At 43.2% G+C, this 23,862-nt stretch carries 18 protein-coding genes; 10 read left to right on the top strand and 8 right to left on the bottom strand.

The window, feature by feature from the left end; genetic code table 11:
* Positions 1-8: 8 nt before the first annotated feature.
* A complete protein-coding gene (locus ABIC84_RS23540; protein WP_090534406.1) occupies positions 9-203 on the bottom strand; it encodes a hypothetical protein in 195 nt (64 codons plus the stop codon).
* Positions 204-474: 271 nt separating this feature from the next.
* On the bottom strand, positions 475-1,059 hold the full coding sequence (locus ABIC84_RS23535; RefSeq protein ID WP_090534404.1) for an RNA polymerase sigma factor: 585 nt from the start codon (positions 1,057-1,059) through the stop codon (positions 475-477).
* Positions 1,060-1,567: 508 nt separating this feature from the next.
* On the opposite strand from ABIC84_RS23535, the gene uvrA reads away from it, so the two are divergent.
* From uvrA to ABIC84_RS23520, 3 genes are all read left to right on the top strand, one after another.
* Positions 1,568-4,456 (top strand): excinuclease ABC subunit UvrA, encoded by a 2,889-nt coding sequence (gene uvrA / locus ABIC84_RS23530; protein WP_429265145.1) that lies wholly within the window; start codon positions 1,568-1,570, stop codon positions 4,454-4,456.
* A 242-nt stretch (positions 4,457-4,698) separates the two neighbouring features.
* Positions 4,699-5,292 (top strand): glycoside hydrolase family 19 protein, encoded by a 594-nt coding sequence (locus tag ABIC84_RS23525; protein ID WP_426581968.1) that lies wholly within the window; start codon positions 4,699-4,701, stop codon positions 5,290-5,292.
* 132 nt (positions 5,293-5,424) lie between these two features.
* Complete coding sequence (locus tag ABIC84_RS23520; RefSeq protein WP_429265144.1) at positions 5,425-7,062, top strand: ABC transporter substrate-binding protein; 1,638 nt, start codon at positions 5,425-5,427, stop codon at positions 7,060-7,062.
* 155 nt (positions 7,063-7,217) lie between these two features.
* On the opposite strand, the gene odhB is transcribed toward ABIC84_RS23520, so the two are convergent.
* The 5 genes from odhB to msrA form a co-directional block, all read right to left on the bottom strand.
* Positions 7,218-8,783, bottom strand: coding sequence for a 2-oxoglutarate dehydrogenase complex dihydrolipoyllysine-residue succinyltransferase (gene odhB, locus ABIC84_RS23515; RefSeq protein WP_429265143.1), 1,566 nt, complete (start codon positions 8,781-8,783; stop codon positions 7,218-7,220).
* A gap of 61 nt (positions 8,784-8,844) precedes the next feature.
* The gene (locus tag ABIC84_RS23510) at positions 8,845-11,661 is read right to left on the bottom strand and encodes a 2-oxoglutarate dehydrogenase E1 component (protein WP_429265142.1); all 2,817 of its coding nucleotides are present in this window, start codon (positions 11,659-11,661) and stop codon (positions 8,845-8,847) included.
* A gap of 291 nt (positions 11,662-11,952) precedes the next feature.
* Positions 11,953-13,254, bottom strand: coding sequence for a DASH family cryptochrome (locus ABIC84_RS23505; RefSeq protein WP_429265141.1), 1,302 nt, complete (start codon positions 13,252-13,254; stop codon positions 11,953-11,955).
* Positions 13,255-13,513: 259 nt separating this feature from the next.
* Positions 13,514-14,320 carry a 5'-nucleotidase, lipoprotein e(P4) family gene (locus tag ABIC84_RS23500; protein WP_429265140.1) on the bottom strand — a complete coding sequence of 269 codons (807 nt, stop codon included), beginning with the start codon at positions 14,318-14,320 and terminating at the stop codon, positions 13,514-13,516.
* Between the two features lie 242 nt (positions 14,321-14,562).
* Positions 14,563-15,108: a peptide-methionine (S)-S-oxide reductase MsrA gene (msrA, locus tag ABIC84_RS23495; protein ID WP_429265139.1), complete on the bottom strand. Its 546-nt coding sequence runs from the start codon at positions 15,106-15,108 to the stop codon at positions 14,563-14,565.
* 115 nt (positions 15,109-15,223) lie between these two features.
* Between msrA and ABIC84_RS23490 the strand changes: the two genes are divergently transcribed.
* On the top strand, positions 15,224-15,616 hold the full coding sequence (locus tag ABIC84_RS23490; protein ID WP_429265138.1) for a DoxX family membrane protein: 393 nt from the start codon (positions 15,224-15,226) through the stop codon (positions 15,614-15,616).
* 11 nt (positions 15,617-15,627) lie between these two features.
* Complete coding sequence (locus tag ABIC84_RS23485) at positions 15,628-16,368, top strand: hypothetical protein (RefSeq protein ID WP_429265137.1); 741 nt, start codon at positions 15,628-15,630, stop codon at positions 16,366-16,368.
* A gap of 84 nt (positions 16,369-16,452) precedes the next feature.
* Here ABIC84_RS23485 and ABIC84_RS23480 read toward each other — a convergent pair whose 3' ends face one another.
* Complete coding sequence (locus ABIC84_RS23480) at positions 16,453-17,349, bottom strand: LysR family transcriptional regulator (RefSeq protein WP_429265136.1); 897 nt, start codon at positions 17,347-17,349, stop codon at positions 16,453-16,455.
* A gap of 99 nt (positions 17,350-17,448) precedes the next feature.
* Here ABIC84_RS23480 and ABIC84_RS23475 point away from each other — a divergent pair, with 99 nt between their 5' ends.
* The 5 genes from ABIC84_RS23475 to ABIC84_RS23455 all read left to right on the top strand — a co-directional run bounded on the left by ABIC84_RS23475 (position 17,449) and on the right by ABIC84_RS23455 (position 23,816).
* On the top strand, positions 17,449-18,087 hold the full coding sequence (locus tag ABIC84_RS23475) for an NAD(P)H-dependent oxidoreductase (protein ID WP_354485731.1): 639 nt from the start codon (positions 17,449-17,451) through the stop codon (positions 18,085-18,087).
* Positions 18,053-18,343 carry a putative quinol monooxygenase gene (locus ABIC84_RS23470; protein WP_429265135.1) on the top strand — a complete coding sequence of 97 codons (291 nt, stop codon included), beginning with the start codon at positions 18,053-18,055 and terminating at the stop codon, positions 18,341-18,343. The genes ABIC84_RS23475 and ABIC84_RS23470 overlap by 35 nt, the downstream gene beginning before the upstream one ends.
* 960 nt (positions 18,344-19,303) lie before the next feature.
* Complete coding sequence (galB, locus tag ABIC84_RS23465; protein ID WP_429265134.1) at positions 19,304-21,736, top strand: beta-galactosidase GalB; 2,433 nt, start codon at positions 19,304-19,306, stop codon at positions 21,734-21,736.
* 233 nt (positions 21,737-21,969) lie between these two features.
* Positions 21,970-22,791 carry an SDR family NAD(P)-dependent oxidoreductase gene (locus ABIC84_RS23460; RefSeq protein WP_429265133.1) on the top strand — a complete coding sequence of 274 codons (822 nt, stop codon included), beginning with the start codon at positions 21,970-21,972 and terminating at the stop codon, positions 22,789-22,791.
* Positions 22,792-22,925: 134 nt separating this feature from the next.
* Positions 22,926-23,816 carry a helix-turn-helix domain-containing protein gene (locus ABIC84_RS23455; protein ID WP_429265132.1) on the top strand — a complete coding sequence of 297 codons (891 nt, stop codon included), beginning with the start codon at positions 22,926-22,928 and terminating at the stop codon, positions 23,814-23,816.
* The last annotated feature ends 46 nt before the right edge of the window (positions 23,817-23,862 follow it).

The following is a 23,862-nucleotide window of genomic DNA, read 5'->3' as shown; positions in this document are numbered from 1 at the left end:
AATAAATACTAACGTAAGCTTTTTGAATAATCCAGGATCTGGTGTATGGTTTGCACTTTTGGTTTCCTGATCAGCAGGTCCAAATCAGCACGAATTGAATTGTAAAAAATCACTTCGTCAGCGTCCAGATTTTCTTGTGCATTCCTGTTCATTTCAGCTTCGTTAGCTAATGCATTTAACGTTTTTGTAAAGGTTTCATCCATAAGCTTATTTTACTATAATTTTTATATGGTTTATAACGGTGGCTTAAAGATAATATTTTGTTAAATGAAAATTAAATGAAATTTTTATTTAAAGAAATTAGCTGCGGGAAGCTATGAATTACGTTATTGCAACAGTAAATAACTTTATATCAGCAACTAATGAAACAATATCAGAATTTCATACAAAAAATAAGGTTAGAATATTATTATCCCGGTTTAACCTAAACAATAATATCCTAACCTTTTATCACTAAACTCTTATACTGAAAAACTAATTTTTCAGGCTAAGCTCCTTACTCTGCATCATTTTGCGGAGGTTATTAAGGGCATAGCGCATACGGCCAAGGGCGGTATTGATACTAACATCGGTAATATCGGCAATCTCTTTAAAACTCATATCACCAAAGTGGCGCATAATAAGCACCTCCTTTTGTTCGGATGGAAGCAGCTGGATCAGTGCTTTAAGATCTTTATGGGTTTGATCCCTAACCATCTTGTCCTCGGTACTTTCGTCATAATTACCAAGCACTTCAAAAATATCGAAATCATCGCCATTGCTGATCATAGGCGCACGTTTTTCACGGCGAAAATGGTCAATCACCAGGTTATGCGCGATACGGGTTACCCAGGGCAAAAATTTACCTTCTTCATTATATTTACCGGCTTTAAGGGTGTTTATTACCTTTATAAATGCATCCTGAAAAATATCTTCGGCAAGGTATTCGTCTTTTACCAGCAAGTAAATAGAAGTATATATTTTTGATTGGTAACGCCTTATCAATTCTACTAAACCGGCTTCGTCGCCGGCTACATATAGATGGATTAGATCCTGATCACTCTTCAATTGAAAATCCATAGAAAGTACTACTTAAAACTTAATTTTTAGTTAAAACCTTTTAAAGTAAAGTATATTCTATAGCGTGCTCCTTAGGGGTTAAAGATTTGTTCGCTCAAATAAAACAAATTATTGGTAAAAAAACAAATAAAATTTTTTTTTTTGCGCCCTACTTTACTATTAATCGGTATAATTACTTATAAAACCATCATTTATTTGGCACACTTCCGTTAGACTTATTTTTAATACCGAAGGTTTAATCATTAGCCAAAATAAATTTTTTAAAAAGTAGTTGTTAAAACAACATTAAGTTTTAAAAAGTCAGCAAACTGTAAACTCCAATATTTCATGCAGTTTAATCCAATAAACAGTCAAAACTCATTTGGATTCTGCTAAATATTTTAGGATTTTTGCATTCGCAAAAAGTTCATGGGTAATAGATCATGGTTCATGGTATAAATTTTGCCACTAACCTGCAAAGCATACTACTATGATCCGTCAACCATCAACTATGAACTAATTCAATAGAATGAGTAAAGAAGCAGAAAAAGATCCGCAAAAGCATATTATTATAAAAGGCGCAAGGGTGCACAACCTTAAAAACCTTGATGTGGCTATTCCCAAAAATAAACTGGTGGTAGTTACCGGCATGTCGGGCTCGGGCAAATCATCGCTCGCTTTCGATACTTTGTACGCCGAAGGTCAGCGCCGCTATGTGGAAAGCCTTTCATCATACGCCCGCCAGTTTTTGGGCCGTATGAACAAGCCCGATGTTGATTATATTAAAGGCATTGCACCGGCTATAGCTATTGAGCAAAAGGTAATTACCTCAAACCCACGTTCAACTGTTGGTACATCAACCGAGATCTACGATTATTTAAAACTGCTTTTTTCACGTATCGGTAAAACGATATCGCCCATATCAGGCAATATCGTAAAAAAAGACTCAGTGACCGATGTGGTTAACTTTGTGCTTTCATTGCCTAACGAAACCCAGGTAACCATTCTTGCTCCATTGCACCCGCACAATAATCGGAGCCTTAAAGAGGAGCTTGCCGTATTGATGCAAAAAGGTTTTGTTCGCGTTGAATACAATGGCAAACTTTCGCGTATCGAATCTTTATTAGAGGATGAAACAGTAGAGAACGTTCCTTTAATGGCGGCTGAACCAATAGTCGAGATCAAAAAAACAAAGGCAAAAAAAACCGCTGCAGAAACTACCGAAATTGATCAGCAAATTGCAGTACGCATAGTTGTTGACCGCGTTACCAAGAATGAAGAAGACGAAACTATTAGCCGCTTAGGCGACTCCATACAGACTGCCTTTTTTGAAGGCAAGGGCGATTGTTTTGTTCGCTTCCAGGAGCCTGACAACGATACCGAGCATGAGCGCTTTTTTTGCGATCGTTTTGAGTTAGACGGATTGAAGTTTGAAGAGCCTACACCAAACTTCTTCAGCTTTAATAATCCGTACGGCGCTTGTAAAAAATGCGAAGGTTACGGCAAGGTGATCGGTATTGATGAAGACCTGGTTATTCCAGATAAAAGTAAATCCATTTACGAGGGCGCTATCGCCCCGTGGCGCGGCGAAAAGATGCGCGAATGGAACGATGCGCTGGTAAGACATGCCTTAAAGTTCGACTTCCCTATTCACCGCCAATATAATCAGCTAACCGAAAAAGAGCAGCGCCTGCTCTGGACCGGCAATAAGTTTTTCCGTGGCCTTGACGAGTTTTTCAAGGAAATGGAAGAACAAACCTATAAGATCCAATACCGTGTTTTGCTATCGCGATACAGGGGCAAAACTACCTGCCCGGAATGTAAGGGCAGCCGTTTACGAATGGATGCCTCCTACGTAAAGATCAATGAAAAGTCGATAACCGATGTGGTACTGATGCCGCTGGATAAAACCTTTGAATTTTTTAAATCGCTTGAACTCAGTGAAACGGATGCCAAAATCGGTAAACGCTTGCTGATGGAAATAACCAACCGCCTCGGCTTTTTAAACGATGTGGGCTTGAGCTATTTAACGCTCAATCGTTTATCAAATACATTATCAGGCGGTGAGTCGCAGCGCATCAACCTCGCTACGTCATTGGGCAGCAGCCTGGTAGGTTCCGTGTATGTTTTGGATGAGCCAAGCATCGGTTTGCACCCGCGTGATACCCAAAGGCTGATCACCGTATTAAAATCCCTCCGCGATGTGGGCAACACCGTATTGGTTGTTGAGCATGAGGAAGAGATCATGAAAGCTGCCGATCACATTATTGATATCGGCCCGGAGGCTGGTACCCATGGCGGCGAGCTGATTTTTACCGGTACCTATAACGAAATTATAAAAGACGATAAAAGCCTCACCGGCAAATACCTGAGCGGCAGGGAAGAAATAGCTATCCCCGCAAGCCGCCGTAAATGGCACGATTTTATTGAAATAAAGGGCGCGCGCGAAAACAACCTGAAACATGTCACCGCCAAATTTCCATTAGGTGTGCTTACTGTTGTTACCGGCGTATCCGGCTCGGGTAAAACCAGTTTGGTAAAACGCATCCTTGCCCCCGCCGTTCAAAAGGCCTTAGGTAATTATTCGGGCGAACAAACAGGCTCATATGATGCCATTGATGGCGATTACAGCAAAATTGAACAGGTTGAACTGGTTGACCAAAACCCGATAGGCCGTTCATCGCGCTCAAACCCGGTTACTTATGTTAAGGCCTGGGACGAGATCCGCAACCTGTACGCCGCTCAGCCGGCAGCAAAAGCCGCCGGGCTAAAACCCTCCGCATTTTCATTTAACGTTGAAGGCGGCCGCTGCGATGTTTGCCAGGGTGAAGGTGAAGTTAAGATAGAGATGCAATTTATGGCAGATATCTTTCTTACCTGCGAAACCTGCGGGGGACATCGCTTTAAGCAGCATATTTTAGATATCCAATACAAAGAAAAAAACGTATCGGAGATCCTGAACATGACCATTGACGAGGCTGTCGAGTTTTTTGCCAAAGAGCCTAAAATTATTGCCAAGATAAAGCCATTAGTTGACGTTGGTTTGGGCTATGTTCAGTTAGGCCAGTCATCCAATACCCTATCGGGTGGCGAGGCGCAGCGTATCAAACTGGCATCATTCCTGGTAAAGGGCAATAACACCAATAAAACGCTATTTATTTTTGATGAGCCTACTACCGGCCTGCATTTTGCCGATATTAAAAAACTGCTGAAATCATTTGATGCCCTGCTTGATCATGGCAATACCATCATTGTTATTGAGCATAACATGGATGTGATCAAATGTGCCGACTGGGTTATCGATATTGGCCCCGAAGGTGGTGACCGTGGCGGTAAAGTAGTATTTGAGGGCGTTCCTGAAGACCTATTAAAACAAAAAGACAGCTACACCGGCAAGTTTTTAAAAGAGCGGTTTTAATTTAAAGTGCCCGCATAATAAATCGGGCACTTTAAAATTTGCTTTATAAACGTATTCATACTATAGGTATTTTTCAACCAATGCTTGAAATTGGCTTGAAAATACCTGCCCAACTATTTGAATATCAACCTTGGTATTCCAAACGTGAATATTTATATTTACCTAAGTCTTCCATACCTTTTTAATCTGAAACATCCGTTTACAGCAATTAATTTTATTACTAATACCTAAATTTCATTATCATGCCAGGTACAAAAGAATTTTATGACACCATCCGTGCGTCTGTATTTAAAGGCCACATTTCACAAAGCCAGATTGATGGTATCGAAGCCATTTTAAAAGCCGCAGCAGATGCCGGCGTTACCGATCAGCGTAAGGTAGCCTACATGTTAGGCACCGTTTACCATGAATGCGCAGGCACTATGCAGCCGATAAATGAGTTTGGCAAGGGCAAAGGTCATCCCTATGGCGAAAAATTTAAAATGGGCGGGGGACCTGGTCACCGTGTTCCTTATACAACGCCCGATCAGCTTTATTATGGCCGCGGTTTTGTACAATTAACCTGGTACGAGAACTATGAGGCCATGGGCAAGCATTTACACCTCGACCTGCTCAACCATCCCGAATTGGCGCTTCAACCTGATGTAGCTGCCAACATTATGATTGAAGGTATGACAAAAGGCATGTTTACCGGCGTTGGCTTAGGCAAATATTTTGACGCCACCCATGCCGACTGGATCAACGCCCGCCGTATTATTAACGGGAATGATCACGATGTGCTGATAGCAGGTTATGCCAAGCATTTTTATAAGGGATTGACCGGTATTGATGCGTAAATTGAGTATGCGACTGTTTAGCTTTTAATTTCGAACAGTCGCACAACTTTTACTTTCGGCAATCAATCATCCCTGCGCAATAATCGACTAATAACCCACTCTGATATCGTGATATTTGATATATTAGCTTAAATGAATAAGCTGATCACTTACCTTTTTGTATTATTCTCCATTCAGCTTTGCGCATGCCACACCGACACCTCTTCCAATCAGCATAAAACCGTTTTTAATATCAATCTTGAAGAGGGCCTTACCTCGCTTGATCCTGCCTTTTGCCGTAACCATTATACCATTTGGATGGATAACCAGCTTTATAACGGCTTAGTACAGATCAACGATAGTTTAAAAACCATTCCCTGTATTGCTAAAAGCTGGGAAACATCAGCTGATGGTTTATTATATACCTTCCATCTGCGTAATGATGTATATTTTCATGACGACCCTCATTTTGCAAATGGTACAGGCCGAAAGGCAGTGGCCTCAGATTTTGCTTATAGCTTCGGTCGTTTGATCGATCCCAAAGTTGCTTCATCCGGCTCATGGATCTTCAGTGATAAGGTAAAGGACAAAAGCGCCTTTATGGCACCTAATGACAGTACTTTCCAAATAAGGCTTAAACAGCCTTTCGCTCCCTTTCTAAGCTTACTCACGGCACAATATTGCTCCGTAGTACCCAAAGAAGTGGTTGAGTTTTACGGCAAGGACTTCAGGAGCCACCCGGTAGGCACCGGCCCCTTCAGGTTTAAATACTGGAAAGAAGGAGAAGTACTGGTGTTTTTAAAAAACGAACGTTACTGGGAAAAAGACAAAAAAGGCAACCGTCTTCCCTACCTGGATGCCATCCGTTCTACCTTTATTGCTGATAAGCAGACTTCGTTCCTGGAGTTTGTAAAAAAGAAAATCGATTTTTTGAATGATATCGACGGCAGCTATCGCGATGATATCCTTACCAAAGCAGGCAAGGTAACGCAAAAATATAAGGGTAAATTTATACTCAATACCGCTCCTTACCTGAACACCATTTACCTGGGCATGCTGGTTGATACCACTTTGCCCATTGTAAAAAAATCCCCTTTAAAAATACTCAAGATCAGGCAGGCCATCAACTACGCCATCGACCGCGAAAAGATGATCAAATACCTCCGCAACAGTATGGGTACACCGGGCTACGGAGGTTTTGTGCCCGAAGGCATGCCAGGCTTTAACGGCACGGGCGTAAAAGGCTACACTTACGATCCTGAAAAAGCGCGCTGCCTGCTCCGAGACGCCGGTTATCCCAATGGTAAAAACATGCCCGAAATTACCCTGGCTACCACCGTTGGTTACCGCAGTTTAATTGAGTATGTACAAGGCCAATTGGAACGCATTGGTATAAAAACAAATGTAGAGATAACCCAGGGTGCCAGCCTGCGCGAACTGATCTCCAAAAATGGCATCAACTTTTTTTACGGCTCCTGGATAGCCGATTATCCTGATGCCGAAAATTACCTTTCAGTTTTTTACTCCAAAAATAAAATTCCCTTCGGCCCCAATTATACCGGGTTCAACAATAAAAGGTTCGATGAACTTTTTGAACAAACCTACCAGGTAAAAGATGATGAAAAGCGCTTCGGCCTCTACCGCCAGATGGACAACCTGATGATGGAGCAATCGCCCATTGTAGTATTATACTACGATAAACTGGTAAACCTTTATCAAAACAACATCAGTGGCTATAGCCTTAATGGTCAAAATTTGTTAGTGCTTAAAAGGGTGGTGAAGCGGCTTTAGTGATTAGAGGTTGGAGGTCAGAGATTAGTTGCACCCTGGTTCGTCGCTACTTCTTAATCTCCTATCAGATTTCAAAGCAAGCGAAACCTATTATTGCATAAAAAATCCCGGAAGGGAAAACCAACCGGGATCTCTTTTATAAAGTTTTTGCAGGGTTATACACCTAACAACAACCTTGCAGGATCTTCAAGCAATTGCTTAACCCTTACCAGGAAGCTTACCGATTCGCGGCCGTCGATGATACGGTGATCATATGATAGGGCAAGGTACATCATTGGTCGGATAACAACCTGTCCGTTGATAGCTACCGGGCGCTCAATGATATTATGCATCCCTAAAATGGCCGATTGAGGCGCATTGATAATCGGAGTTGATAACATCGAACCAAATACACCACCATTGGTAATGGTAAACGTACCGCCGGTCATTTCAGGGATAGTCAGTTTATTTTCGCGGGCTTTACCGGCAAGTACCACAATGGCTTTCTCAATTTCGGCAAGGCTCATGCTATCGGCATTGCGGATAACAGGAACAACCAAACCTTTCGGAGCAGAAACAGCGATGGAGATATCAGCAAAATTACTGTATACAATCTCTTCACCCTCAATACGTGCACCAACAGCCGGCCAGTCTTTCAAAGCCTCTGTAACAGCTTTGGTAAAGAACGACATGAAGCCTAAGCCAACACCATGTTTCTCTTTGAATTTATCTTTGTATTTACCGCGCAATTCCATGATCGGCTGCATATCAACCTCATTAAAGGTGGTAAGCATTGCCGTTTCATTTTTAACCGATACTAAACGTTTAGCAACAGTTTTACGCAGTGAGGTCATTTTCTCGCGTTTTTCGTCCCTGGCACCACCGGTTAGATTTGCTACCGGGGCAGCAGCAGGCTGTGCAGCAGGAGCGGCAGGCTTAGCTGCCGGAGCTTGCGCGCCAAGGGCATCACCTTTAGTGATACGGCCGTCAACACCCGAGCCTGATACTGATTTTGGATCAACACCTTTTTCGGCTAATATTTTGGCGGCAGCCGGTGATGGCGTACCTGATGCATAAGTTTTAGTACTTTCGGCAGCTGCACCACCACGTGGCGATTCATCGGCAGCGCTAACTACAGCCGGGGTTACCGGGGTAACTGCAGGTTGTGAAGCACCCGCACCTTCAATAGTACAAACTACAGCGCCAATAGCTAACACATCACCTTCTTTAGCGATTGTTTTTAAAGTACCGGCTTTTTCGGCAGTAAGTTCAAAAGTAGCTTTATCTGATTCCAGCTCGGCAATGGCTTCATCCATAGCAACAGCTTCACCGTCTTTCTTAATCCACCGGGATAATGTAACCTCCGTGATAGATTCACCTACCGGTGGTACTTTAATTTCGACAGATGCTGATGTAGCAGCCGGAGCGGCAGCAACAGGGGCCGGAGCAGGTGCGTTGGCTACAACTTCTGGCTGTGGCTGTGCTGCAGGAGCAGCAACTTCAGCGCCTCCGTCTTCGATATTGGCAACAACGGCGCCAATTGGTAGTACATCGCCTTCATTGGCAACGATTTTTAAAGTACCGGCTTTTTCGGCAGTAAGCTCAAAAGTAGCCTTGTCTGATTCCAGTTCGGCAATAACCTCGTCCATTTCAACGTGGTCGCCGTCTTTCTTTTTCCAGCTCGAAAGGGTTACTTCTGTAATTGATTCGCCTACGGTAGGCACCTTAATCGCTAAGCTCATATTGTAGTATTGTAGATTTTATATTTTTTTATGGATGATGTCAGGCTACTTAATTATTTGATCAATCAGCACCGGCATCAGCCATTTTCTTTGTTGTTTTTTTAACAGCTTCTTTAACAGCTTTACCGGCTGGGGCTTCAAAAGCTTTTGAAACTATGTATAACTGCTGGGCGGCATGCTGTTTAGCAAAACCGGTTGCGGTACTGCTACCTTCAATTCTTGAAATAACGCTCAGGTTAATCACCTTATCATTATGGAACTTGCGGCAAATGTATGGCCATGCGCCCATGTTTTCAGGCTCTTCCTGTACCCAGATAAACTCTGCCTTTTCATATTTGGCTTTGATCTTCAAAATTTGCGTAACCGGAGTTGGGTAAAGCTGCTCTACACGTACAATAGCCACATCCTTGCGGTTATCAGCCTGTTGTTTGTCAAGTAGGTCGTAATAAACTTTACCGGTACATAACAGCACTCGCTTCACCTTTTTAGGATCAACGTAAGTATCGTCAATCAACTCGTGGAACTTGCCGTTGGTAAAATCTTCCAGTGGCGAAACACATTTAGGGCTGCGCAACAAACTTTTCGGGGTAAAGATGATCAATGGCTTGCGGAAATCACGGTGCATTTGACGCCTTAAAATATGGAAGAAGTTTGCAGGTGTAGTACAGTTGGCGATTTGAATATTATCATCGGCACAAAGCTCCAGAAAGCGTTCAACACGTGCAGATGAGTGCTCGGGGCCCTGGCCTTCATAACCGTGAGGCAATAACATTACCAAACCGTTGCCACGCTGCCATTTAGTTTCGGCGCTGGCGATGTACTGATCAACAATGATCTGTGCACCATTAAAGAAATCGCCAAACTGGGCTTCCCAAATGGTTAAAGCAGTTGGGTTTGCAAGCGCATAGCCGTATTCAAAACCTAAAACACCATACTCAGATAATAAAGAGTTATAGATGCTCAATTTAGCTTCGGGGTTAATGGATGCAAGCGGTGTAAATTCATCTTCCGAATCAACCAGGGTCAATACCGCATGGCGATGCGAGAATGTACCACGTTTAACGTCTTCACCACTTAACCTGATAGGGTAACCTTCTTTTAACAAAGTCCCGTAAGCAAGTAATTCACCCATGGCCCAGTCAAACACTTTGGTTTTGTTCACCATAGCACTGCGGTCTTCAAACAGTTTCTCAATTTTCTTGAAGAACTCTTTGTTTGGTGGTAGCACAGTGATTTTATTACCAATCTCTAATATGGTTTCTTCGGCTACAGAAGTATCAATAGCTTTTACCAGTTCTTTATGGCTTGCCAGGTGCAATCCGCTCCAGGCCCCCTCAAACATGGCAATGGTATCAGTAAACCTTTCCTCTGATTTTACTTCGTCCAGTTTTTGCTGTAACTCATCTTTGAAGGCTTTTTCAATAGATTTTAAGAATTCAGCATCTATACTGCCTTCATCTATCAGTTTTTGATTGTAAATCTTTAACGGGTTAGGGTGCGCGTCGATTGCTTTGTATAACAGCGGCTGGGTGAATTTAGGTTCATCAGCTTCGTTATGACCATAACGGCGGTAGCAAAGGATATCGATAAATACGTCCTCATTAAATACCTGCCTGTATTCCATAGCCAGGTTTACTACATAAGCCAAAGCTTCAACATCATCACCGTTTACGTGGAAAACCGGCGAAAGCACAGTTTTGGCAACGTCGGTACAATAGGTACTTGAACGTGCATCTTTATAGTTGGTGGTAAAACCTATCTGGTTGTTGATAACCAGGTGAATGGTGCCGCCTGTGCGGTAGCCATCCAGTTTTTCCATTTGTAAAACTTCATATACTATACCCTGTCCGGCAATTGAAGCATCGCCGTGGATCAGGATCGGAGCGATCTTTGAATGATCGCCGCCATATTTAAAGTCGATTTTTGAACGGGTGATCCCTTCCACAACTGGGTCAACAGCTTCCAGGTGCGATGGGTTAGGACAAAGACTCAGGTGAACTTTTTTACCGCTTTTGGTATGCACATCGGTTGAAAAACCTAAGTGGTATTTCACGTCGCCACCAAAAGGTGATTCAGAATCGTAATTTTTCCCTTCAAACTCAGAGAATACCTCTTTATAGGTTTTCTCCATGATATTGGTCAATACGTTCAAACGCCCACGGTGCGCCATACCTATGATAAACTCCTCGATACCCAGATCAGCGCCTTTTTTAATTACCGAATCCATTGAAGGGATCAGTGCCTCGGCACCTTCCAACGAGAAACGTTTTTGACCAAGGAATTTGGTACCTAAAAAGTTTTCAAATGTTACGGCTTCATTCAGCTTATTAAGCATCTCCTTCTTTTCATCAAGGGTGAAAGAAGGCGTATTGCGATGGCCCTCCATCCGCTCTTCAAACCATTTTATTTTAATGGGATTGCGGATGTATTTATATTCCGTACCTATTGAACGGCAGTAAGTATCCTCAAGTAACTGGCGGATATCGCGCAGTTTGGCAGCGCCTAAGCCTACTTCAACACCCGCATTAAAAACGGTATCAAGATCAGCTTCGCTCAAACCAAAAGTTTCAAGCTCCTTGCCTGGGTAATAATGGCGGCGTTCGCGAACGGGGTTTGTTTTTGCAAACAAATGCCCGCGTGAGCGGTAACCATCTATCATGTTTAATACGTTAATTTCCTTCAAGAAATGTTCAGGAGTAGCTTGACCAACTGCAGCAGGTGCAATTGCCCCGGCAGCATCGGTATCTTTACCAAAATCAAATCCTTCAAAGAATTTTTGCCATCCAAAATCAACCGATTCCGGCTCCTGTTTGTACTGTTCGTATAGGGAAGATATGTAGGCAGCGTTTCCGCTATTTATATAATTGAGACGATCCATGTGAAACTGATCTTTAAAACGGTACAAAAGTAATGATATACCGCTATATACTTCATAATTAATTGTAAAGAAATTTAGCCTTTGTTAGGCTTATTTTATCCTTAAATGGGAAAATACGGAGTTTTGAGGCAAAAGAACAACAGTTATTTAAATAGATGGTTTATAGAAATAATAATTAGATAAGATTTAGGTATTGCTTCGGCTCATGGTCCGGTTATACTGCGCAAGGCATTATCCATCGGCTGATGGACGATATCGCTACTATCAAAACGCCAAAACGTCGAATTTCAATTACACCCCAACCAAATCCCCGGCTTCATCAATGGATGATGGTTGCCAGGTATTCACAAAATCGGTTTTGGCTTCAAGCTCTTTGGGCAGCTTGGTAACTATAGCGTATTTGCTTTCCTTAGCATCGTTAACACCGGCAATAAAGGCCCAGTTGCCCCAATTGCTGGCCGGCGAATAATCAATAAGCTTTTCTTCAAAATAAGCAGCCCCCTGTACCCAGTCGGCTTTGAGGGTGTTTACTAAATAGCCCGCTACTACCTGCCGGTTTTGATTACTGATATAGCCGGTAGCGTTAAGCTCATGCATTGCTGCATCAATAAGGGGCACTCCTGTTTCGCCGTTTTTCCATTTTTGGAGCAACAGGTCTGCGTCCGGTGCAAGGTCGGCGCTCTGAGCTTCGTCTTTAGCTTTGATAAATTTTTGGCCGTGTTTTTTAAACATGAACCTGAAGTAATCGCGCCAAAGCAATTCAAGCTTTAACAGGTTACCATTACTGCCATATTTCTGAACTTCCCAGTAAACCTGCCTCGGCGAAATACACCCTATCGAGATCCAGGGAGAAAGTTTTGAAGAGCAATCAGAGCCGTTACGCCCATTTTTTTGTTTCAGCAGCTGGTCTGCATTGGCAAAACACTTATGCATTTGTACCAAAGCCGCTGTTTCGCCCCCCTGAAAATATTCAGTAGCGCGCATATCGTCAACAGGCTCGTTTAAACCTAATTGCTGCAAGGTTGGCAATTCGCCGGCATCGGTAATTTCCGGAACGCTGATATGATCGGGTTTGGGTACGCATGGACGAACATTACTGTCACGTTCTACCTTCTTTTTAAAAACCGCGAAACTATCCGGGATATCCTTGATCGGAAAAGGAAGGTCTTCCTTATGATACATGGTATGACCGATGAAATGCTTAAGATTAAGCCTCATTTTCCATAGCGCAGTTTCAACCTGCTCGGAGATATTGGTTTCCTCGTAGGCCACCTCACGGTGATGATAAACTTCATTTACCTGGTATTCTTCGGCAAGTTGGGGAATAACTTCTGCCGGATTACCTATTCTGATGATGAGTTCGGCACCGAAGCCTTGTAAATTTTTGCGGAGATCAGCAACGGCCTCTAAAAGGAACCTCGCCCGGAAATTTCCGGTTTTTGAGGCACCGGTTTCATTATGCTGAAAATAATAAGGATCGAAACAATAAACCGGCAGTATTTTATCAGCCTTGCGTACAGCTTCTAACAAAATTTCGTTATCATTTATGCGCAAGTCGTTTCTAAACCAAACCAGAATAGTTCTATCACTCATAGTTAAACAGGGGTTAACTGAATAATAATAATGCAGTATGCAAATTTGCAATTTATTTGCGCTTCATGCACATTTTACCGCAAGATTATGACATCACCCAAACATTCAATTATTTTATTAAACTAAATAAAATGCTTTTAGCTATATAAAATAATTAAACCCACAGCGGGATCAGCGTGTAAATATACGTAAATACAGGCAATTAAGTTATATACCTGCCAGGCGGCTATCCCCGGTCAATCGTTACAGATCGGGAACTCTATTGATCGGCTTTGATCTTCGCCCTGATCACCGAATCTTTTTGGGCAGGGCTAAGCTTATAATTAAACCGGAAAAGTGCCCCCTCAAAATCACCATATGAAGGATTGGGAATAACAATATACCTTTTGCCAAATTCCGCTTGCAGCTTTTGTGTAGTAGCCGTCCTGCTTTCTTCGGCCGGGTGATTATCATACAGCAGGTCAAAATCGGGCAGGTTATCGCCGCAAAGCAGCAGGATGTTATGTGTTTTTAAAACGTTAAGACGTCGCGCTTCCTTGCTCGACGAAGTGGTTTTCAACTGCAGGTGTTCATCATCGGCATTAGGCAACCCATACAACTTCAGATTTTTTAACGTACTTGCCCGCTCATTTTCATTACGGTTGGTGATATAAAATATGGCGATCCCTTTTGATGCAGCGTACTTAAAAAAAGCAGGTGCGCCCGGGACGGTATCAGCAAGGGCTTTGTCTGTCCATTGTTTCCAGGTGGCATCGCTGTAATCTAAGTTCTGCAAGGCGCGATGAGCATCATAGGGGCTATTATCCAGCACAGTTTCGTCAATATCGGTAACGATAGCCAGCGGTTTATCACCGGGGTTCTTAATCCCTTCATCAACCCTGAGTTTAGCCACGTTATAGGCCTGAAAGCATAATGCTTTGTATTCCGCTGCCCGCTGCTGCCATAATGAAGTCCAGATCTTACCATCGTTGGTAATGCTGGGATTAGGATTGGCCGTTTTTTTAACAGATGAGCAGGCGCTGAATAACAACAGGCCTGATAGTAGATAGCTATAGCTTTTTTTCATATGGGTTGATTAAAAAGAGTGCCGGTCGAGACCTTGCTGAAGACTCATGCGGAAAAAGTACGCCGGCATGCTTTGACGAACTACCGTTTAACTAAAACGGGTGTCATGCTGAGGCCCTCGAAGCATGGTGAACAGGGCCTCTGCCCACGAGCCTTCGACGGGCTCAGGGTGACAGGCCCTTTTGCTTTATATTATTTCATCTTCAGAGCTGCTCGATTTAAACACTCCGTATGATAGGCATCTTATAACAGCTCCGGCTTTATTTTATCCTTAAACTCCTTGGCAAATTTATTGAGTTTTGGCTGGATAACAAACGCGCAGTACGACTTGTTAGGATTATCGTTGAAATAATTCTGGTGGTAATCTTCGGCGCTGTAAAATGTACTTGCCGGGGTGATTTCGGTTACGATAGGATCATCAAAAACCTGTTCATCTGTAAGCGTTTTGATCATCGCTTCCGAAGCCTGCTTTTGTTCATCTGTATAATAAAATATAGCCGAGCGGTATTGTGTGCCCACGTCGTTACCCTGACGGTTAAGTGTGGTTGGGTTATGGGTTTTAAAGAAAACCAATAACAATTCATCAAACGAGATCAGGTCGGCGTCATATTCCAGGTGAATCACTTCGGCATGGCCGGTAGCACCTGTACAAACCTGCTCATAGGTTGGGTTTAAAACTTTACCGCCCATATAACCCGAGGTTACTGATGTTACACCTTTAAGCGATTGAAAAACGGCTTCGGTGCACCAAAAGCAACCGTTGCCGAAAGTTATTTTTTGAATGTTCATATGTCCTGTTTTATCAAAAGTAATGCCTGTTTAAATAGTTAGCTATGAGGCGGATTTGAATATGTCAATTAAATTACTAAACTTAGTGTTTAACCTTATATTAAACCTATTAATTATGAAAATTGCAGTATTAATTGCCCGCGTTTTGCTGGGCCTGGTCTTCGTGGTGTTTGGTTTAAACTTCTTTTTCCAGTTTCTGCATATGGCCCAACCGCCCATGAGCGATAAGGCACAGGCATTTAGCGGCGGGTTATTTGGTTCAGGTTATTTTTTTCAATACATGAAGGTAATTGAAATAACCAGTGGCCTGTTTTTAATTATCAACCGGTTTACGGCATTGTTTGTGTTATTGCTGCTGCCTATTGCACTTAATATATTCCTGTTCCATGCCATTTTGGCACCGGCCGGTTTGCCAATTGGACTGGCAGTTATCGTTTTAGAGGTATTTTTGCTGTTTGCCTATCGCAAGTATTACGCGAGTATTTTTACGGCCACACCAACGGTGTAAATACCTGCCTTATGAACAAATGCGCCTTAGTTATTACTATCCTTACGCTTTCATTCAATCATGCATTTGCTCAGGATGAACTGAAAACATACGAAGCAAAAGCAACCGGGAGAGACACAAAAACATATCACATAATTTCGATCGATGGTAAAAATCAAATGGTGAAGATCGTTCCTGACTATGCAAACCACGTGCTTAAAATGATTTGCCTCAGGGATATTATTACAATAGATGATTTTTGGGGAGAACCTCCTGACATTAGGTTATTGAATAAAAACTTCATTGCGATTAACTATGCAGTAAGAGGCGGATCGGGGGTTGGGTTAGGAAATACACTGATCATCTGCGTGGATGGCCAACATCTATACAAGGCCATGCATGTTTTAAGATATCTTACCGGAGAATCCGGCGAACAACAGGAAGAGTATCGCATTAAATTGCGTTTGGTTGGCAACAGTGTTAACAACTGCAAATTAAAAGTCAGTGTACATGATTTTGTTGATTCAAAACCTCGCCCTAAAGAAAACTATGCCTATGACAATAACACAGTTTTAGCCTTCGACACGCAGCAAAATGTCTTTTACAGCGTTAAGCAAGACATATACGATCACTTTATCAGCGCCAAAAACAAGACCAAACAAAAAATTGCAGGTAATTTCCCTATGATTATTTTAGGTAAGGAAACTTATTACTTTATAAATGGCAGATGGTATACGGGTGGCCTTAGCAAAGACATGTTTGAGTTTCAATAATCACATGGTCTTCTTTTGCCACGGCGGCCAGAGGCCGTCCCGATAGTTGCCACTCGCCGGAGGCGAGCGGCGGCGATTAGAGGCTTACACCATCTCTCGCTCAAAAATTTCCTGGATCATAGCCACCTGCTCCGCATAAATAGATTTTTTTCGGGTGCCGAAGTACAAGGTGTTCTCAATTAAATTACATCCTTCCCAAAGCAATTTGATGTTGCCGCTATCGCGCTCCTTTTTTGAAAGAAAGTCGGGGATCACGGCTATCCCCTTGCCATTGCTGAGACAGCGGATAATGGAGCCCATGTTTGGCACAATGAAATTGGGTTTAAAATCGGGCCTTTTACCAAAGTTGATATGCCAGAAGCGCCGCAGGTGTTCCATATCGCCAGATGAGCCGTACCAGGTTTGGGCTTTAAGCCAGGCCTGGATCCGGTTAAGGTCTTTAGTTTTCAATAGTTCATTAAACTCGTCGGTGGGTGTTTGGGCCCCGGCCAGCACCACTATGCGTTCCTTAAAAAAGGGTTTATACTCAAGACCTTTATAATCGCCCTTATGAGGCGTAACAATCATATCGAGGATGCCATTGTCCAGGTCGGCCAGCATTTCGGGGTATTCGCCAAATTTAATGATCACATTAAAAGGCAATGTGGGCAGGTAGGATTCAAGCGTAAACTGAAAAGTTTCAAAGCACATCCCTATACTTATGGTTGGTATATCTTTTTCGGTGCTTTTATGAAAATGCCGCTCGGCATCTTCCAGCTTGCTGATTGCCTCCAGGATATAGTTGTATAAGATCTTACCCCGCTCTGTGGATACCATTTTACGCGAAGTACGGTCGAACAATTTGTAGCCCACATAGCTTTCCAATGAGCTCAAATGCAGGCTCACGCCCGGCTGCGAAATAAACAGCGCTTCGGCAGCCCCGGTTAGCGACCCGGTTTCATAGATCGCCTTAAACGTACGGAACCATTCAAAATTCACCATAGCTTATCTATTATAATTATGATACAAATGTATAAATTATACTATTTCAATAATTAATTAAGCCGGTGTAATTTTGATAAAAATTAAAACAGAAAATAAATGACAAACATATTTGTAATAAACGGAGGGCAGATCTTCGGTCACTCCGGCGGAAGATTTAACAAAACTTTATTGGATACTACCGTGCAGTATTTTACCGCTCATCCTGATTTTGAAGTTCGTTCAACCGACGTAAATAACGCTTACGATCCGATGCAGGAAGCCGAAAACTATAAATGGGCCGATGTGATCATTTACCATACCCCGGTTTGGTGGTTCCAGGTACCGCATGCCTTTAAAAAATATATCGACGAAGTTTTTACCGCCGGATATCAAAACGGTATTTACCGCAGCGACGGCCGCACCGCCGAAAACCCCGGTATTAATTACGGCACAGGCGGCTTAATGCAGGGCAAAAAATACATGCTTACCACATCATGGAACGCACCGGTTACCGCTTTCACCTTACCCGGCGAATTTTTTAACGAACGCAGTGTTGACGAAGGCCCCCTGTTTGGCTTTCACCGCATGAACGCTTTTACCGGCATGCAGGCTTTAGAAAGTATCCACTTTTATGACGTAATGAAAAACGCTAATATTGAGGAGAACCTGCAACGCTACCACGAACATTTAAACAAACTATTTACTCAAAACAACCCAAGCCATGAAAATTTACTTAACAGCCTTAGTGAAGTGTAAGGCCGGCACCACTGCCCAAATGAAAGATTTTTTGGATAAGCTGGTAGCAGCATCCCGCCAGGAAGAAGCCTGCCTGCAATACGAGCTATACCAGTCAACAACTGACGAAACCCAGTTTATTTTTCACGAAACCTGGGCCAGCCAGGAAGGGCTTGATCAGCATGTTAAGCAGGAGCATTTCCAACTGTTCAGTAAGCAGATTGCTGATATTATAGATGGGCCGCTTGGGATATATAAAACCGATAAGGTTCATTAAAATTGATAGTTAACAAAACGCCCCCGGTTTCCACCGGGGGCGTTTTGTTATTTGCCGCAGGTTTTATTGCAACCGCCCGAGGCTTTGCATGATTTGCTGCAGTTGTCTAAACACGTTGGCCGGGTGCATGACTTTGCGCATTTGGTGCAATGGTTCATTTTGTTATTGCAGCAAGGCGTATTAGCAAACGAAATATTAAATATGGTAAACAGCATCACAGTGGTGATGAAAAGAAACTTTTTCATGATTTTTAATTTGAATTTTTAATAAAAAGATACACTATTGAAAACAGGCAGATGTCTTTTTATCAAGCTTTCGGAGGGTTCCAGCAGGTGTTTGCGTAATCGGATAAATTGCCTGCGAGGTAAAGCAAAGGAGCATTGCTACTAATAATAACGGCAACAGGTCCGGCCTTGACAGGTTCAACTTTTAAAAAGCAGCAATTATTACATGATAGCAAAGTCACGCACGTGCCACCGTCACATCCTTTTTGACCGCCATGCTGTTTCTGCGGCATATGATCCATATGACGACAGAAATTTTTGGTCACGTTATATATAGGCTCTGCCTTCCCCGGCATTATGGAGATGAGCACCATAAAAATTAACATGATAAAGGCGATTGCTTTCATTGAATCTTGAAACGGAATGTTAGAGAAAATAGTATTAAACACTGAGAAGCTGTTTAAAAATTATATAAAAGCCGTCATTGCGAGGCACGAAGCAATCCCCAAGAGGCAGATCCGCCCTGTATAGTCGGGGATTGCTTCGTACCTCGCAATGACGTGGCGGATATAGTAGTCTCATTTAATCATTCTTAAACAGCTTCTAAGATGTAGTTTAATATTTTACACATAATTTAGCACAAAGCGATCCCCCCGGTTAATTTATACTATTCCTTTGCTTTTGTCCTATTATTTATAATTTAGTGTCCAAAATACATTTAATCCCAAACGATATTATGTCATCAATAAAAACCCACCGCGCCGGGGCTTATAAGTTTGCATGCATCCTTGCCGTCCTGACGCTGGCCGCGTTAAAACCTTTTGCCCAAAACCGGCAGAAACTTGATTTTGATAAAAGCTGGCGCTTTAACCTCGGCGCTGTTGAAAACGGCGAAAAAACAACGCTGAACGACAGCAAATGGCGCGTGCTCAATTTGCCGCATGACTGGAGTATTGAAGGTAAATTTTCAAAAGATAACCCGGCCACACCTGAAGGCGGCGCCCTGCCCGGCGGCATTGGCTGGTACCGTAAAACTTTTACTGTTCCTGCTTCATCAAAAGGCAAATTGGTTTATATTGATTTTGATGGCGTATATCAAAAAAGCGATGTGTGGATCAACGGCCATCACCTTGGCTTCAGGCCAAACGGGTATATCTCATTCAGGTATGAACTTACCCCCTATTTAAACTTTGGCGGCAGCAACGTTATTGCTGTTAAAGTTGATAATTCGGTGCAGCCAAATTCGCGCTGGTATTCGGGTTCGGGTATTTACCGCCATGTTTGGCTGGTTACCACCAACAAAACCGCTATCGATCATTGGGGCACCTATGTAACCACGAGCGATATCACCGGTGCCTCTGCCAAAGTAAATGTACAGGTGCAACTGCATAATGACCAGGCATCGCCGCAGGTGCTCATCAGCACCAAACTTTATGACGCGACCGGTAAACAGGTAGCCGCCGCGGGCGAAGCTACATCGGCAGCGCAAAATAAAAATGAGCCTTTAACGGTAACCAATACCCTTACGGTAAAAAACCCGGTGCTTTGGTCGGTAGAGAACCCGTACTTATATAAAGCCGTTACTCAGCTTATTGAAGGCAAAAAAGTAGTTGATGAATATACCACTACCGTAGGCATTCGCTATTTTAATTTTGATGCAGATAAAGGTTTCAGCCTGAACGGGAAGCCGATGAAGATCTTAGGTGTTTGTAATCACCATGACCTTGGCAGCCTTGGTGCAGCCATTAACAACCGAGCATTGCAGCGCCAGTTGCAGATGCTTAAAGCGATGGGCTGTAATGGTATCCGCACCTCGCACAACCCTCCGGCACCCGAACTGCTGGACCTTTGCGATAAAATGGGTTTTATTGTGATGGATGAGGCCTTTGATTGCTGGGAATGGAAAAAGGCTACTTACGATTATCACCTGTACTTTAAAGAATGGCATAAACGCGACCTGGAAGACCAAATCAAACGCGACCGCAACCACCCAAGCATCATGATCTGGAGTATCGGCAACGAGATCCCGCAACAGGCGGATACCAGCGCGTTACGCATTGCGCCTGAGCTGGCGGCAATTGTTCACAGCCTGGATAAAACCCGCCCGCTCACTACGGCTAATGACCGTCCGGATAGCACCAATAAAATTATAAAATCGGGTGCTATTGATTTGGTTGGTTATAACTATCACCAGTTCGATTATGCTAAATTCCATGACCGTTATCCGGGTAAAAAGTTTATTGCTACTGAAACTACTTCGGGTTTGGAAACGCGTGGTTATTATGAAATGCCTTCAGACAGTATTAGGGTTTGGCCGCCAAGCTACGATAAACCTTTTGTAAGGGAAGGTAACAATGTTTCGGCATATGACAACACACGACCACCATGGGGATCAACACATGAAATGACCTGGAAGGTGATGAAAAAGTACGACTTCCTTTCGGGCATGTTCATCTGGACGGGTTTTGACTATCTGGGCGAACCAACTCCATATTCATGGCCATCGCGCAGCTCCTACTTCGGTATTATTGACCTGGCCGGCTTCCCTAAAGATGTATATTATATGTACCAAAGTGAGTGGACCAATAAAAATGTGCTCCACATTTTCCCGCACTGGAACTGGCAGCCTGGTAAAATGATCGACATCTGGGCATACTATAACAACGCCGATGAGGTTGAACTTTACCTGAATGGCAAATCATTAGGCATCCAAAAGAAAACCGGCGACGACCTGCACGTAATGTGGCGGGTAAAATACGAGCCTGGAACGCTGAAAGCTATATCACGCAAAAACGGCAAAACCGTGTTAACCCGCGAGATCCATACCGCCGGAGCTCCTGCTAAAATTGAGCTGATTGCCGACCGCTCGCAGATTAAAGCCGATGGTCAGGACCTGTCATTTATCACCGTAAAAATATTGGATAAAGACGGCAACGTTGTACCTGATGCTGATAACAAGATAAACTTTAAGATTGCCGGCGATGGCTCCATTGCCAGCGTTGACAACGGCGATCCGGTTAGTCATGATCCGTTTAAAGCTGATTACCGCAAGGCATTTCATGGTCTGGCGTTAGCCATTGTGCAAGCAAAAGAAAAAGCCGGCACAATAACTTTAACCGCCTCGGCTGATGGTTTGAAAAGTGCTACACTGGTACTGAAAAGTAAATAGACCTCACCCCGGCCCTCTCCAAAGGAGAGGGAGTTTGAAGCAAAAAACCCGTCTCCCGTTGACGGGTTTTTTGCTTTTTATATACCGTAATCTCTCCCTACATTTACGCCTAATGACACTTTGATTACCAATTACAAGCCCCCGCGTAAAAATGTATCATTGTTCCCCACTTCTGTATAAATCGCCCGGCTCTAATCAAGCTAATTTTGTCTTATCATTTAAAAACAATAACAATGGCAAAGACAATTTTCATTACCGGCGCATCACGTGGCTTCGGTAAATTATGGGCCGAGGCATTACTGCAAAGAGGCGATAAAGTAGTAGCAACCGCTCGTAACCTGAGCGCTTTGGATGACCTGGTAAATAAATATGGCGACAATATTTTACCGCTGCAACTGGACGTTAATGACCGCGCGGCAGATTTCGCGGCCATCAGCAAAGCAAAAGAACACTTCGGCAGTATCGATGTACTGATCAACAATGCAGGTTACGGTTTATTCGGCAGCATTGAAGAAACTACCGAACAAGAAGCCCGCGAGCAGATGGAAACCAATTTTTTTGGCTTACTATGGTTATCACAGGCAGTGTTACCTATAATGCGCGAGCAAGGTTACGGCCATATCATCCAGCTTTCGAGCGTGCTTGGCCTCGTTACTTTACCTGTGCTGGGCTTGTATAACGCATCCAAATTTGCGGTAGAAGGTTTAAGTGAAACCCTGGCCGCCGAAGTAAAAGGCTTTGGAATAAACGTTTCCCTGATTGAACCTAACGGCTTTGCAACTGATTGGGCCGGTGCTTCTGCCGCGCAAACCGTGGCAATGCCCGAATATGACGCGGTAAGGGCGGCTTTCCAGGCTGGTTTAAATGACGACGATATTTTTGGTGTACCGGAAGCTACTACAGATGCTGTGCTGAAACTGATTGACACCGAAAACCCTCCGTTGCGGTTATTCCTGGGTAAACACGCGTATCCGTGGGTTAAACAAACTTATGAAGGCCGTGCTGCCGAGTGGGATAGCTGGAACGAGGTAGCTGCCTCTGCACACGGTAAATAATATCCTACAGTCTGTTAATTAATCAGACCATGCTTTAGGCTTTAAGCGTTCCGCTTTCGGCTTCTATATAAATGGTATTATACTGACATAATCTACGCCGCAATTCGGCGTAGATTTGTTTAACTTTATTCATCATGCAGCATTTTAAAAGTTTGGCCGATATGCACCGCTCCAATGGTTTCCCGATGCCGGAGAACCCGCTCTTCAGCTTGTACAGGTGTACCCACACCTGTGGGTTTGGCGAAAGAGAGTTTACATCTGATTTTTATATGATCGGGTTTAAAAAACTTAAAGCAGGCCAGATCATGTATGGCCGTACCAAATATGATCATGATAATGGCAGCATGATGTTTATCAAGCCCCGGCAGGTGATCCAGTTTAACAGTGTGGAGTATGATGAGGATGCGTTTATCATGTTCATCCACGAGGATTTTCTGAACGGCCACTTTCTGCATAACGAAATTAGCAAATATGCTTTTTTCGATTACGAAGCCAACGAGGCGCTGCACCTTTCGCCATCGGAAGAGCAGATCATGTGGGACCTTTATTACAAGATAGAAGCCGAATATCACAATAACACCGATGAGTATAGCCGCGACATTATGCTTACACATATTGATTCTATCCTGAAATACTCGCAACGGTTTTACAAACGCCAGTTTATTAACCGTACAGAGCTTTCGGGTAAAACAGTATCAAAGTTTAATGAAGTGTTAGCAGCTTATTTTACCAACGGCTTATTGCTAACCCAGGGACTGCCCTCTGTTAACGCGTTGGCCTCACAACTTAATTTATCACCTCGTTACCTAAGCGATATGCTTAAACAGGAAACAGGAAAAACTGCTATTGAACTGATCCACATTTACCTTATAAACGAGGCAAAAAACCGTCTTAAAAGTGATTACCAAAGTGTTTCTGAAATAGCATACGAACTTGGCTTTGAGAACCTTCCATATTTTTCACGGCTGTTTAAAAAAGAAACAGGTATCAGCCCTAACCAGTTTAAAAAACAGTTGATAAATTGATGAACTAAGCCGCTTGCGCGGAAAAGTCCAATTTATTCATATTAAG

Origin of the sequence: Mucilaginibacter sp. 3215, assembly GCF_050433785.1 — a bacterium.
In the GTDB taxonomy this organism is placed as follows: Bacteria; Bacteroidota; Bacteroidia; order Sphingobacteriales; family Sphingobacteriaceae; genus Mucilaginibacter.
This window is presented reverse-complemented; position numbering and strand designations above follow the sequence as displayed.